Source organism: Pedobacter sp. PACM 27299 (assembly GCF_001412655.1).
Taxonomy (GTDB): Bacteria; Bacteroidota; Bacteroidia; order Sphingobacteriales; family Sphingobacteriaceae; genus Pedobacter.
Map to the genome: position 1 here is coordinate 3,153,356 of NZ_CP012996.1, position 14,926 is coordinate 3,168,281.

The 14,926-nt window shown below is 41.8% G+C and carries 11 protein-coding genes; all 11 read left to right on the plus strand.

Translation table 11 applies throughout. The annotated features are described in order from the left end of the window. Positions 1-331: 331 nt before the first annotated feature. Positions 332-1,072: a DUF6266 family protein gene (locus AQ505_RS13295; protein ID WP_062548635.1), complete on the plus strand. Its 741-nt coding sequence runs from the start codon at positions 332-334 to the stop codon at positions 1,070-1,072. Positions 1,073-1,240: 168 nt separating this feature from the next. Further along, on the plus strand, positions 1,241-2,440 hold the full coding sequence (locus AQ505_RS13300) for an acyltransferase family protein (protein ID WP_062548636.1): 1,200 nt from the start codon (positions 1,241-1,243) through the stop codon (positions 2,438-2,440). Between the two features lie 274 nt (positions 2,441-2,714). Next, positions 2,715-3,281, plus strand: a complete 567-nt coding sequence (locus AQ505_RS13305; protein WP_062548637.1) for an RNA polymerase sigma-70 factor — start codon at positions 2,715-2,717, stop codon at positions 3,279-3,281. Between the two features lie 157 nt (positions 3,282-3,438). Beyond that, positions 3,439-4,578 (plus strand): FecR family protein, encoded by a 1,140-nt coding sequence (locus tag AQ505_RS13310; protein WP_062548638.1) that lies wholly within the window; start codon positions 3,439-3,441, stop codon positions 4,576-4,578. A 156-nt stretch (positions 4,579-4,734) separates the two neighbouring features. Continuing rightward, on the plus strand, positions 4,735-8,094 hold the full coding sequence (locus AQ505_RS13315; protein WP_062548639.1) for a SusC/RagA family TonB-linked outer membrane protein: 3,360 nt from the start codon (positions 4,735-4,737) through the stop codon (positions 8,092-8,094). A gap of 9 nt (positions 8,095-8,103) precedes the next feature. Next, positions 8,104-9,525, plus strand: coding sequence for a RagB/SusD family nutrient uptake outer membrane protein (locus AQ505_RS13320; protein WP_062548640.1), 1,422 nt, complete (start codon positions 8,104-8,106; stop codon positions 9,523-9,525). Between the two features lie 20 nt (positions 9,526-9,545). Then, entirely contained in the window at positions 9,546-10,316 is a 771-nt protein-coding gene (locus tag AQ505_RS13325; RefSeq protein ID WP_197286177.1) for a DUF4843 domain-containing protein, read from the plus strand. 28 nt (positions 10,317-10,344) lie between these two features. Further along, complete coding sequence (locus AQ505_RS13330; RefSeq protein WP_062548642.1) at positions 10,345-11,868, plus strand: PKD-like family lipoprotein; 1,524 nt, start codon at positions 10,345-10,347, stop codon at positions 11,866-11,868. 53 nt (positions 11,869-11,921) lie between these two features. Further along, positions 11,922-13,304 (plus strand): TlpA family protein disulfide reductase, encoded by a 1,383-nt coding sequence (locus AQ505_RS13335; RefSeq protein WP_157262359.1) that lies wholly within the window; start codon positions 11,922-11,924, stop codon positions 13,302-13,304. Positions 13,305-13,390: 86 nt separating this feature from the next. Beyond that, entirely contained in the window at positions 13,391-13,786 is a 396-nt protein-coding gene (locus AQ505_RS13340) for a hypothetical protein (protein ID WP_157262361.1), read from the plus strand. Then, on the plus strand, positions 13,711-14,910 hold the full coding sequence (locus tag AQ505_RS13345; RefSeq protein WP_157262363.1) for an aspartyl protease family protein: 1,200 nt from the start codon (positions 13,711-13,713) through the stop codon (positions 14,908-14,910). The genes AQ505_RS13340 and AQ505_RS13345 overlap by 76 nt, the downstream gene beginning before the upstream one ends. Positions 14,911-14,926 lie beyond the last annotated feature (16 nt).

The window sequence follows — 14,926 nt, forward strand, 5'->3', positions numbered from 1 at the left end:
GTTTTTTTGGAAATTAAACAACATTAACTGTAAATGAGATAGAGATGCCCTCAATTACTATTTTAGTATCCATGAGGAATCTTATGGTGACTATCAGAACCCATGGGTACGTTTCGTATGCGGCTGTAGGTTTGTGAGTTTTTCAGTGTATTAACGGTAGGTTGCTAGGGCCTCTTCAGGTTAAATTACCCTTCCAACTTCTTTTGATCTTTCTTTTAACGCATTGAAAGTATATTATTTATTCTAGTTTTAATACTGGTGATGTGTTGATTATCTATTTGTTTAATAGTATATTGGTATGAATTAATTACAGCCTATTAACCGCTCCACTATGGCAATATGTTATGCAGGCCCGCATGGGCACCCTTCCGGCAAAATAGGAAAGCTGTTTTTTTACACTTTAAATGGGCAGCCAGTTTGCCGTTTGATCGGCAGACCTGGAAAACCGAGTATAAATCAACTGGGTAACCGCCAAGCCATGTCGGTGACGATGAGCCTATTTAAGCCGATGGCCGATTTTATCAATGTCAGCTTTAAGCTGGAAGCGGAAGGGACGGTTAAAAACCCACACAATCTGGCGACTTCCTATAATAAGAAATATGCTTTAACAGGCCAGTATCCCAATATTAAAGTGGATTACAGCAAAGTAATCCTCAGTAAAGGAAGCCTGGAAATGGCCGAAGATTTAAAGCTCAGTAAGGGAGAGGAAGGCATTAATTTAAGCTGGAATACTGCTGGCTTTGAAAATGGTCGTTACGACGATATCCTGATGGTGATGGTGAGTCACCCGGATCGGGAACATGCAAGCAGTTTTCTAAATGCAGCAAAAAGAGAGGATGGAAGCTGTTTTATCCCAGTTCATTCGGAATGGATGAGGAATGGACAAATGGAAGTTTATGTCTGTTTTAAATCTGCGAGTGGGCAGTTGATTTCCGACAGTGCTTATGCGGGCAACTTGAATGGCTTGGCAGAAAGTCAGAAAGAACAGGAAGAAAAAAACATTATAGTCTATTTAAAGTCCGTTTTCATTAGTTTGAAGCCAGTTAGTAGGATTAAAATCATTGGCTGTTGAAGTATTGTTTTCCTTTTTAAGATTTTGATTTTGGGAAACCGGTATAAAATGTAACAATAATGTTCAAAACTTTTACGACCATACTGTGCGATGAAACATACTGAGCGATGAAAAAGCAGCACCTAACCAATTGCAGCTTATTAATATTTGTAAATCATTAATCACAAAATGAATCAATCCCTAAACTATGCGACTTCCGCCGAAGAACCAACGGCAGTAAGTGCTAAAACTTTTAAAATCACAGCACATAAAGTGGAGTACCTTTCTTCATTAACTGCTTTACGTGGTATTGCAGCATTACTTGTGGCCGTATTCCATTTTGAAATGGCAGTTGCCCGCTTTGTTCCTGCTGCTCAATCTATGTTTTTTGAAAAGTGCTACCTGATGGTGGATCTGTTTTTTATCATGAGTGGTTTTATTATGATGCATGTATACAGCAATGACTTTAAGCAAAAAATACAGGCAGATACCCTAAAAAAGTTCCTTGTTGCGCGTTTCGCGAGGGTTTATCCACTGCATATATTTTCACTCCTGCTGCTGGTCGTAATTGTACGCTGGCTTACAAATTGGGGCAATCCACCAATCATCCTTGAACAGCCAGCAGATATTTTACCGAATATCTTTCTACTGCATTCCTTTGGCCTTACCCATATCTATTCCTGGAATATTCCATCCTGGAGCATCAGTGCTGAATTTGCAGCTTACCTTTTGTTTCCAGTAATTGCACTATTCATCAATAAAAAAAAAGCAGTTGCGGTACTGATATTTACAGTGTTGATCGTAACAGCCTATTATGCGATTATGTACCTACTTCCGCGGGTAAATCCAATTAATCCGGCGATACCCGTTCCTCATAACCTAAATACGACATTCGACTATGGTTACATCCGGGGAATAGCTGGTTTCACCACGGGTGTGCTCGTATACCTGCTCTACGAATCACGAGCAATTAGAAAAGCATTTTCCTCTGATACTGCATCCTTGCTGATCATTGCTGGGATAATCCTGTCATTGCATTTTGCACTGAATGATGGCATTACAGTTTTTCTATTCGCTATCCTTGTGCTTAGTTTTACGGCAAACACGGGTAAGATCGCAGATTTCTGCAACCGGAAATTCATGCAGTTTCTAGGGAATATTTCTTATTCCGTTTACCTCATGCAAATCTTTCTGCAAGAGCCATTTTCACATGGTGCATATTTGCCGGGGACTACAGGAATAGGGAGAGGCAAACAGAATATTGATTTTTTTCTTGGCCTGGGCTATTGTGTGGTTTACCTGATCTTACTCATTCTGATCTCTTATGTCACTTATCGGTGGGTAGAAGGGCCTAGTCGGAGGTTTATAAATCGGATTTTGGGGAAATAATTATTTAATAATTTTTATATGAATGAAAAAGCGGTGGATTATAAATTTTCTGTAGATGCTAATGGATTTGTAACTGGATTTACCGATGTGAATGGTAGAAATTTGAAAAGGTCATTTAGGATTTGATTTTTATCTATTTAATATTACTTTTGGTCTCCACAGAACTTTATTTGGAATAACACCAGAAGCGATTGTCTTACAGGGCAATGAATAGTTTGTTTCTGTGCTATGGTGATATTTGTTTTATAGTTCTAATTATAGCTGGGGGGCGATAGTGTTGACTCAAACTTTACTTTCTGATTTAGAATTAATCGCTCTCTTAAAAGAAGGAAATGCTGCCGCGTATACGATGATTTACAACCGCTATTTTGATGAGTTGTACATTCATGCTTATCAACGATTGAAGGATAGGGAAGAAGCTCAGGATGTAGTCCATGAGCTATTTGCGGGCATTTGGAACAAAAGAGATGAACTGCTGGTTAAAAGCAGTCTCGCTGCTTACCTGTATACCGCCGTTCGAAACCGCATTCTCGATGTCATTGCACATCAGCAGGTGGAAAATAGGTATGTAAACTCCTTACAAAATTTCATGGAACAAGGCTATTGTGTGACCGACCATCAGGTTCGGGAACGACAAATGGCTGAATTGATTGAAAGGGGCATTTCTGAGTTGCCTCCCAAGATGCGTGAGGTATTTGAGCTCAGCAGAAAACAGGGAATGACACATAAGGAGATTGCTGCACAATTGAATCTTTCAGATCAGACGGTCAGAAAGCAAATCAATAATGCGCTGAGAATCTTGCGTATGAAGCTTGGAATGATGCTTTTCCTAAGTTTGTAAAATTATTATAAAATAAATATTAATTCTTTCTACCCCATCACCCCATGTCTTCCCGTCTATTCTTAAAAGGACCATAATTCTTTTTGCAGGACTGTTTTTTAACAGCAGTCATAAATGAGGAGAAATACCTGAATAAAGAAGATTTTAAGCTGATTAAATGTCAATAGAGAACAAGGACGCCATCGCGCTGCTAAAAAAATATAAAGAAGGGAATTGTAGCCCGGAGGAACTCGCCATGCTGGAAACCTGGTACCTTAATTATGAAGAAGAAACTTCTGATTTAGATCTAGCAGGACTGAAGGCGGCAAAATCTGCGGTATGGGCGAGATTGCCAATTCATACCCCACAACCAAAAAAACTGAAGGTATGGCCAGCGATAGCCGCAGCAGCTTCTATTGTACTGGTGCTCGGCTTAGGCGTACTGTTTATTAAAAATCAGCGCGCATCGAATGCTATTGCCAGATTAAAGCAGGAAGAAGCGAGTATTCGGCCAGGTGGCCCAAAAGCAATGTTAACGCTGGCTGACGGCTCAAAAATCAGCCTGGATGAAGCGGCAAATGGAAAACTAGCCAGTCAGGCTGGCATCACCATCACCAAAACCAAAGACGGACAACTGGTTTATACGATGAGTCCTTCAAATGCAGCGACATCTACCGTTCGGACTTACAACACGATCAGCACCCCAAAAGGCGGACAGTACCAGATCAACCTTCCTGATGGAACTAAGGTATGGCTGAACGCCGCCTCCAGTTTAAAATATCCTATTGCTTTTGGGGATCAGGAACGTAAAGTGGAGCTGACAGGAGAAGGTTATTTTGAAGTCAGCCCGGATAAGGAACGACCTTTTAAAGTGAACACTGCCCGACAAATGGTGTCGGTATTGGGAACACATTTTAACATCAGCTCTTATGAGGAGGATGGCTTTGTGAAAACAACCCTGCTGGAAGGTAAGGTGAAAGTGCAGCTGAATGATCTGGACGTTTCAGCGGTGCTGAGTCCCGGAGAGCAATCGGTATTAAAAGAAAGAACTTTTAACGTTCAAAAAGTAGATGTGGAGGAAGCCATTGCCTGGAAGAACAACACTTTTGTATTCCACAATGAAGAACTCGGGGACATTATGAGGGAAATTTCCCGCTGGTATGATGTCGAAGTAATTTGTCCGGACGAGATGGCAAAGGTCACTTTCTCTGGAACCATATCCAGAAGTAAAAATATTAAGCAGACGCTCCGCACCATGGTATTAACAGGAACAGTTCACTTTAAGTTTGAGGGAAGGAGGATCACCGTTATGCCTTAAACTTCTACTTTCCATGCTACATCCCGATCAATAATTAGAGCCAGAGGCGGTTGCAACGCCCCTGGTCTATGTACTCTTTATGGAGTAATTGTTCGGGCCGGCTGTCAATAAATCGAATTACAAACATTGGAACCTAAACCCAAACTAAACAAATGTATGAAATTTCACAGGAGATTTAAACATGGTGAATTCTGCCATGTTTATGCCAGGATATTATTAAAATTGAAACTGACATTAGTATTTTTAACTGCTGTAGTTCTGCAGGTTAGCGCAACCGGCTATGCCCAGATTACACTAAAGGAAAATGCTGCTCCGCTAGAGCAGATCATTCAGAAAATCAGAAAACAAAGTGGCTATGACTTCTTTTACAATGCCGGGATGATGGCTAAGGCCAAACCCGTTACGGTAAATGTAAAGAATGCTTCTGTAGAAGAAGTATTAGGATTATGTTTTGAAGATCAACCCTTAACCTTTAAAATAGAAGAGAAGACTATCGTATTGCAATATGTGAGCCCTCAGGTGCTGGCAAAAAGAGCCATCTGGGTGATTGGAAAGGTGCTGGATGAAACTGGAAAACCTATTCCAAGTGCTTCGATTCGCATCAAAGGCATCTCTGATCAGCGTGCAGGAGCCATGACCAACACAAATGGAGAATTCCGGATTTCTGTGCCTTCTGAGAATGCCATCTTATTGGTCTCTTACGTGGGCTATGAAAGTCAGGAACTGAAAGTGAAAGGCAGTCAGAATCCGCTGATCGTCAATATGCAGGTTGCCGAAAACAACATGAAAGATGTGGTGATCACTGGTATGGGGATTACCAGGAATAAAAATAGCTTTACCGGTGCTACAGCCACCTTTAGCGGGGAGCAACTGAAAGCCATTGGAAATCAGAATGTGATCCAGAGCTTACGTGCCCTCGATCCGTCCTTTATTCAATTGGAAAACAATAAATTTGGATCCAATCCCAATGTACTGCCCAATATTGAGATCCGTGGTAAAACCAGTATCTCTTCCACTTTACAGGATCAGTTCGCCTCAGATCCCAACCAGCCTTTGTTTATTTTGGATGGTTTTGAAACCTCTCTTCGTACCATTGTTGATTTGAACATGAACAGGATTGCATCGGTGACCATCCTAAAGGATGCAGCTTCCACAGCGATGTATGGTTCTAAAGCCTCAAACGGGGTCGTGGTTATTGAAACCCTTAAGCCAAGACCAGGAGAGATGCGCCTGAATTTCAGCAGCGACTTTTCTGTGGAGATTCCTGATTTGTCTGGCTATAACATGATGAATTCAGAAGAAAAGCTGCGCTTCGAAAAGTTGTCTGGTGCTTATACAGTAGACCAGAACAGATTAGGGCCAAATCCGACCCAGCAAATATTCCTGGACTCTCTTTATGCAATCAGATTGGGAAATGCCAAACGCGGTGTAGATACGTACTGGTTAAATGAACCGGTACAAACCGGCTTCTCACAAAGGTATTCTATTTATGCGGATGGAGGAGATCAATCGCTTCGTTATGGTGTTGGATTAACTTATAAAAAGAATGCTGGTGCCATGAAAGGATCTGGAAGAGAAGATTGGGCCGGAAATGTGGACTTAAACTATCGCAAAGGTAAATTTAACCTTTCCAATCAGATTTACATCAATGGTTATACCGGTAAAGAATCCCCTTATGGTTCCTTTGCCAATTTTGTAAATGCCAATCCTTATTATAGGAAAGATTTAACCAGTCGTTACCTGGAAAATTCCAAGGACAATGTCGGTTCATTTTACAAGGTGACAAACCCTATGTACAATGCCAGGCTAAACAGCTTGAGCAGCACGAAGAACTTCGCCATTCAGAACAACCTTCAAATGAATGTAGACCTGACTGATGGACTGCGTTTACAAAGTGCAATTCAGGTTCAAAAAGGAATCACCACAGGGATTGATTTTCTTTCTCCGCTGCATACTTCATTTGATGATACCAGTATTTTTGAGAAGGGCTCTTATAAAAATAGCCGCACCGATAACTTTAGCTATAATGGCTACCTGATGATGACTTACGGTAAGGTGATTGCTGAAAAACATTCCTTAAATGCAAATATCCGCGCAGACATCAGAGAAAATAATAATGAAAATGTGCTGTTTCGAGCAGTGGGTTTTCCGGCTTCCAGCAATGGAAACCCAAGTTTTGCCTATAGCTATAAACCGGATTCCAGACCTGAAGCACAAATTGGAAAAACACGTACGAATTCAATACTGTTTTCGGCCAACTATGCTTACGAAGGTCGCTACCTGGCCGATGTGTCCTTTAGATACGATGGCTCTACTGCTTTCGGTGCAAACAAGAAATATGCGCCATATTACAGTGGAGGTTTAGGCTGGAATATCCATCAGGAAGAATTTATGAAATCAGTGAGCTGGATCAATACGTTCAGATTGATTGCCAATGTCGGGATCACTGGAAATCAGAACTTTGCTTCCGTTTCTTCCATCTCCACCTATGGATACGATTCATATATTAATTTGTACGGGCAAGGGGTTTCGCTGAACTCGCTGGGTAATCCTAACCTGAAATGGCAAAATTCAGTGCAAACGAATCTGGGAACAGACATCGTTATGTTTCGCAATAAACTGAGTCTGAATGTAAATGCTTATAGAAAGAAAACGGATCCATTGGTCGTAGCCATAGACCTTCCTTCTTCTACAGGGATCAAATCTTTTCCGATTAATGCCGGCTTGCTGGACACTAAAGGCTTTGAAGCCAACCTGAAATTTTCTCCGATTTACAGACCTGAAGACCGCGTGTTGTGGACCATAGGTCTTACCGGTTCCATTTACAAAAGTAAATATGCAGGGTTCAATAACCAGCTGGCTTCTTTAAACACCAAGGCACAGAGCTCAAATTCATTGACCCGTTACAAAGATGGCTTCAGCCCTGACGACATCTGGGCAGTTCCATCGATGGGCATTGATCCAGCCACAGGAAGGGAGATCTTCCTGAAGAAAAATGGTCAGTATACTTTTATTTATGATCCAGGAGATATTGTGAGCGTAGGAAATGGCCAGCCGACTGTAGAAGGTGTATTCAGCCATGTAGTAACCTATAAAGGTTTTAGTTTTGGCGCCAGCATCCGCTACATCCTGGGTCGGGAAATTTTCAATACGGCACTTTACAATAAGGTGGAAAACATCTCATCTCAGGAGTTAATGAACAACCAGGACAAAAGAGCTTTATACGATCGCTGGCAAAATCCAGGCGACCTGGCCACCTTCAAGTCTATCAGCTTAACCGATAAGACAGAGATGAGTTCCCGCTTTGTACAGAAAGAAGATATGATCAGTGGAGAGTCGATCAGTTTTGGTTATAATTTCCTGCAAAATAAATGGTTGAAACAAATGGGGCTTTCTTCTCTGCGTCTGAATGGATATATGAACGACATCTTTCGTATTTCTACCATTCAAAGAGAAAGAGGAATCGATTATCCATTTGCCAAATCATTGTCCTTTAGTTTAAACGCAAGCTTTTAGCCTATACTCATGAACAGAATAACTAAAAACCTATATTCAATACTGGCCATCTGCCTGCTGATGGCCATGATGTCCTGTAAAAAATGGCTGGACATTCAGCCCGAAGATAAATTTACAGAGAAACAGATTTTTTCAAGTGTGGAAGGGATTTCCGATGCCATCAATAGCGTATACATTGACATGGGAAAAACGAAACTCTATGGGGCAAATTTAACCAGTACAACCCTGGAAATACTGGCGCAGCGATACAATGTGAGTGGTGTGCACAGCCTTACAAAATACCAGTCCTATGATTATGAGAATAAAGACGTGAAGGCAGAGCTGGATGTGATCTGGACTAAAAGTTACATCAATGTAGTGAACCTGAACAAATTCATTGCCAACCTAGATGTGTATTCAGGGGTGCTGGATGGTAAAACCGATTCTCTTTTCAGAGGTGAGGCTTATGGCTTAAGGGCCTTCCTCCAGTTTGATTTGCTCAGGATGTATGGACCAAATTATAACACTGCGGATTCTACCAAAACTTCAATTCCTTACTATACCAAGGCTGGTACTGAGATCGGCGACCTGCTTCCTGCCAATGTGGTAATACAGAAAATTATTGCAGATCTGCAGACCGCTGAGGCAATGCTGGGTAATGATCCGGTAAGGAGATCAGGAATTACCAATGTTTCAGAGCAGGGTTTTCTGAACCTGCGCAATTATAGAATGAATTATTTCGCTATAAAAGGCCTGCAGGCAAGGGTGAATATGTACCGTGGTGATCGCGTAACCGCATCCGCCGCCGCTAAGGTGGTGATCAATAATGCCTCAAAATTCCCATGGATTACGCCTGAGAAAATATTGACCGATAAGCTGGATCCTGACCGTGTGTTTTCTACGGAGATCCTGTTTGGTTTACAAAGTCTGGATCTTTATGACAATTACAGGGCTTATTTTGCCCCTGATGTGGAAGATAGAAATGTGCTGGCTCCTTTAGATGCGCGATTGAAAACCGTTTTTGAAAACAATGAAAACGATTATCGTTACAACCCGAACTGGATTCTGACAGGCATCGCCGGAAAGTCATATAAGACCTTTTTTAAATATGCGGATATCTCCAACAAAAAGCTGATCTATCGCTTTACAGTGCCATTGCTCAGGTTGAGTGAAATGTACCTGATTGCGGCAGAGGCTGACCAGAATGTCAGTTATCTGAATACAGTCAGAAACAAAAGAGGGCTACTGGATTTACCAGGAACTGCGGTATTGCTGACCGAATTACAGAAGGAATACCAGAAAGAGTTTTTTGGAGAAGGGCAATTGTGGTTTTACTATAAAAGACGCAACATCACTTCAGTACCAAATCCATTGGTGGCGAGTGGAAATCTGACCGTCAATCTTTCCAGGTATGTTTTTCCATTGCCTTTGTCTGAATTAAATCCACGATGATCAATATAAAAGATTACAAAATGAAAAAAAATCATATCATCATCGCTGTTTTGCTGCTTTCTGTCGCATTTACAGCCTGTAAAAAAGGATTGAATACCTATGCCGGCACAGCGGGGATTTACTTCCGCCTGGCCACACTTCAATTTTCCAATAACCCGGGAAGGGACAGTACCGCGATTTCTTTTTCCTATGTAAAAGCTTCGGTAAAAGATTCGCTGATTGCCATTCCAGTCCAGATTTCAGGTGCACCGAGCCCTGTAGAAAGGGAGTTTAAATTGACCCTCGATCCAAAAACCACGGCCATTTCAGGAACTCATTATCAGATCTTAAATCAAAAGTTTGTGATCCCCGCCAATGGCACAGAGCAATATATTTTTATCAACCTGCATAGAACTGCCGATATGCTCAGCAATAATTTTCTACTGGTGCTCAACCTGGAGGAGAACGAGCATTTTGGAATACCAATGAAGGATCGCCTGGTCAATGCTACGACGGGGAAAAGACTCAGCTTTATCAAACATACCATCTGGATGAATGATATTCTGAAAAAACCTGCGGCCTGGTTAGATGCCTATCTGGGAGCTTTCAGCAGGAAGAAGCTGTTCCTGCTGGCAGAAGTAGCAGAGATCCCAAATATAGGGGATCTGGATAATACTAGCTTGACGTCTATCGGTAAAGTGCAGTACTACGGTACGTTTTTGCAGCGCTACCTGAACGATATGAAGGCTTCAGGTAAAACAGTGTATGAGGATGATGGTAGAGAAATGGTGATGGGTCCAAGCGTTCAATAGTCTCTTTAGAAAATTAATAAGATATTTTATGACTTATAAATATATTAAAACAGCATTATCAATAGGTTTGCTGTTCCTAGTCTGCTCTTGTGGCAAAGACATCGGGAACTACGACTACCAGGAAATCAATAAAGTCAAGTTTGCAGGAATTGATTCTGCCTACTTTGGTTTATTGGGAGAGCGTTTTCAAATTAACCCAAAACTGGATTTCACCCTGGATCCAGCTGGAAATGAAGCGGATTACAGCTATGAATGGATTGCCCTGAATATGGGCTCAAGTGTATTGCCGAAGGATCAGAAAAATGATCTTGCCAAAACAAGAAACCTGGATATCGTCCTTAAAGTACCGCCAGGGCCTTATAAGGTCTATTATACCGTGACGGATAATAAGACCGGCGTTGCCTATACCCGCATGTTCCGCTTGAATGTGGAGACCAGTATTTACGAAGGCTGGATGGTGTTAAATGATGTGAATGGTGCAGCGAGATTGGATATGATCTCTAAAATCAAAGATGTTTATTTGCCTGTAGCAGATATATTGGGGACTACCGGATCTGAGCTGGTTTTACAGGGCAAACCTGTGGATGTCTATTGCTATCCTTATAGTCGTACCGTTTATGGCATCTATGTGTCTACCGATCAGCGAACCGATCGCGTAGATCCTGAAACCTTCAAATGGAAAAATACCTTTAATATCAAATATGAGATGGTGGCGAATGTTTCTGATAACTTCCACGCAGATTTTATTTCAGGAATCATTGAGGAAAATGCCAATTCTTATATGTTAGCCAATGGGAATGTGTATTACAATTACGCCACCTACCAGATTAGTTATGGCACGCCCATCAATTTGCTGAAAGGAGAGACCGCGCCTTTCAAAGCCGCGCCTTTTGTACCCGCAGCAAGAGATCCAAAAACCCTGAATGCAACGGCAGTGCTATTTGATACAGTAAAGAAAAGGTTCGTAAAGCATTCTAATAATGAATCTAACTGTAATCCGATGCTGAAACAAGACAATGCCTTTTTCGATTATAACAACGTGGGCATGGATCTGGTGTATATGGATTATTCTGTTTTTGGGGGCGGTGATGTCTTTGCCGTATTAAAAGACCCTTCCGGAAAAATTTACCTGACTAAGTTCAATATGTTCAGTGGTATTCAGAATTATTTCTCGGAAATGACGGGTCCAGATATCGCGAGTGCAGATAAGTTTGCCATCAGCCCGGTGTATGGTTACCTATTTTACAGTGCCGGAGGAAAAGTTTACGAGTTTGATACTTCTTTGAAAACCACCAAACTGATGCTGGATAAAGGTGCGGAGCAGATCAGCCTGATGAAATTCCAGCCATTCCGCAATACAGGAAACTCAAGACCATACTACCAGAGCAGAAGAAACCAATTGCTGATCGGTAGTTATAACCCGGCTTTACCTGCAGGTAAAAATGGTAAAATGGAACTTTATGTAGTACCGGGCTTGAATGCCGCGCTGACTTTAGGAGAAAGCTATGAAGGATTTGGAAAAATTGTCAGTGTCAGTTACCGCGAACGCTAAATAAAATAGACCGGGCTTAAGCCCGGTCAAATCATCTTAAATAAACTAAACAAATGAACCTGAAAAAACTATGTACGCTGGCAGCCCTTTCATTGGCCGCATCCAGCGGATTTGCACAATTGCCTGTAGAAATCACCGGGCTATTAAAAAAGGAAAAGATTGCTCCGGTAAGGCTTTTTAAAGTATCCGAAGGGAAAGTAGTAGAGATGGCCAGTGCCATGCCTTCTGAAAAAGGAAACTTTGGCCTGCTGTTTTATCCTGAATATGAAGGCTTATATGTAGTAGGAATCGGCAATGCTACAAGTCCGAGCGACAATTATAAATTCTATTTTAAAGGAGGCGAAAAATTGTCTTTGTCTATCCTTGACTCCAGCTATGTATTGAATGGGAAGCTGAATTCCAAAGAAAATGTGATCCTTACCCAATGGCATGACCTGGTGAATCCTTTGGAACAGAAGTCCATCAACTTCATGAAAAACAACAGTACTTTCGTGGATTTCTTTCCTAAGCTGGAAGAGATCTCTGTAAAGACGAAAACCTTTTTAAATGGAAAGGTAAGCGGCAATCCTAAGTTTGATAAAAAGATGAAGGAGTACATGAACTGGGATATGGCTTCTTTTGCCAGTAATTTCCTGAATACGCCGCGTTCTGCGCATCCTTCAATTGAGGAATGGAGTCCTTTTTACAGTACCTTGAAGCCGGAGGATTTCGCAAAAAACACCGCTATGGTTTACACGAACCCTTGGGGAGCAAGAACTTTAAACGGCTTAGTGAGCGTGGCAATGAGACAGCGCAATGTAAAATACAGAAAAGGCGTAGAAGGGGTAAATGATCTGTTTGTCTTTTTACCAAATGATACATTAAAGGGGGATATGGTATTGGATCGCGCTGCAGGAATGAGCAATTATGCAGACTATAAAGAGCTGATGGATGCCCATGGCAAATATGTGCTGACTAAAAGTCAAAAGAAAAGAAATATGGATATTCTTGCGCCTTTAGCCTTATTGAAAGCCGGTGATGTAGCCTTCAATTTCTCTTATCCTGATAAAACCGGGAAAATAGTGAAGATGTCGGATTTGAAAGGTAAAGTAGTTTTGGTGGATGTATGGGCAACCTGGTGTGGTCCTTGTAAAGCAGAAATCCCATTCCTGAAAAAACTGGAAGAAGAAATGAAGGGGACGGATGTGCAGGTAGTGAGTATTTCTGTAGATGAGGCTCCTGATAAAGATAAATGGTTGAAAATGATAAAAGATGAAAATCTTGGCGGTTTGCAATTGTTTGCTTCCGGTTGGGGAGATTTAGCACAGTATTATAAAATTAAAGGTATTCCTCGTTTTATGGTATTTGATAAAGAAGGAAAAATTGTAACGGTAGATTCACCTAGACCATCCAGTCCGGCATTGAAAGCTTTATTGGAAAAAACACTGGCAAAATAATCATATAGGCCATTCTGGCAAAATATTCTTCAGGATGCAGCGATACCGCTGCATCCTGATCTATCCAAAAACATCTTGCTATTCCAATGAAGAGAATTTATAAAATAAGTACCCTGGTGCTAGGACTTGCTATGGCCTTTACCCAGCCGGTTTGTGCGCAGGAAGATCCGCAGAAAACCTTAATTCAGGGCCTGGATTCGATGTTTGCTGGCGCATCCGAAGGCCCATTGCTGAAAAGTCTTGCAGCTGATTTTTCCGTTGGCGCCTATAGCCACCAAACGGCTGTCAACTGCCTAAAAACAATAGCTTCCCGATATTCATGTGACTCCATCCGTCTGAAAGGGGTACAGGAAATCGGGGGAAGCAGCAGCTTCGCTTACAGCTCTATCCAAAAGGAAAAGCGCCGGTGGAGACCGCCGCGTATGCCGATAAGGAGTTTAAATTATTGTATCTGGATCTTTTTGATCAGCTGTATGGGATGAACAGGTATCAGGCCTCGAAGTTAGTCGCCAAAATCCCATTTGAAACAGAACATGGTTCCATCATTCTGAAGGTAAAAATTAATGGCAGTCGGCAGCCTTTAAGGTTGTTATTTGATACGGGAGCGGATGGTATTGCGCTTAAATCTTCACTTGCAGACAGCATAGGTATAAAGCACAGTGCTGAGCAGAATGCATCGGTAGTAGGTGGTCAGATGAAAATCAAGATCTCAGAAGGAAATGTGCTGCATTTCGGTGATTTTGAATGGAAAGACCAGCGGATCGCCCTATTTGAAGAGATGAGTAAAGGTACGGATGGCATCATCGGAAATGGACTGGCCAAAAGATACATCACTAAGGTAGATTTCGACTTGAAGGAAATTTCTTTATATGATTTTGGTGATTACAAATATCCACAAGCGGGTGTTGCCGTGCCGGTGAGCGTACCATCAGGATTGTTTATCATCCCTGGTGTATTGGGAATCGTCCCTGGACAAAGTTTTCCAGGCAGCTTTGTTTTTGATAGTGGTGCAGCTTACCAGCTGATTTGCTTTCGCCCTTTTGTGAAGCAAAACCGGTTATTGGTAGGCGGATTTAAACCGGAATACCATAGCAGTACGACGAGCATGGGCATCAGTACGCCTACCTTTAGTGGTAAAGCCGCGACTTTTGCCTTTTCTAAAATGCCGGAAATTAAGAACATGCCCATTTCCTTAATGGCTGGCGGCGGACAAAGTGAAGACTGGAAGCCTGGCTTTGATGGATCGATAGGTATCAGGCTGATCAGCAGGTATAATTTTACGATTAACCTGCAGCGTAAAGAAATCTATTTCAGCCCTAATAAGAGTTACGCCTTTCCCTATGATTTCTCCATTGGCGGCTACCTGTTTGGCTTTGATCTGGACGGGAGTTTATGGGTACAAGGACTGGTGGCTCCGGAAAATCCACAGATCAGTTTAAAAGCTGGAATGAAGGTGAGCAGCATTAACGGTTTATCAGCCGATAAGCTATTGAAAGATCCTAAGCTGCTCCCTAAAATGCTGGAACAGGCAGAAGGAACAAAATACACAGTTGAAAGTCAGCAGGAAGGGAAGCTTATCAAAGATACCCTGATTAAAACCTATTAAGAAACCGATAAAACCA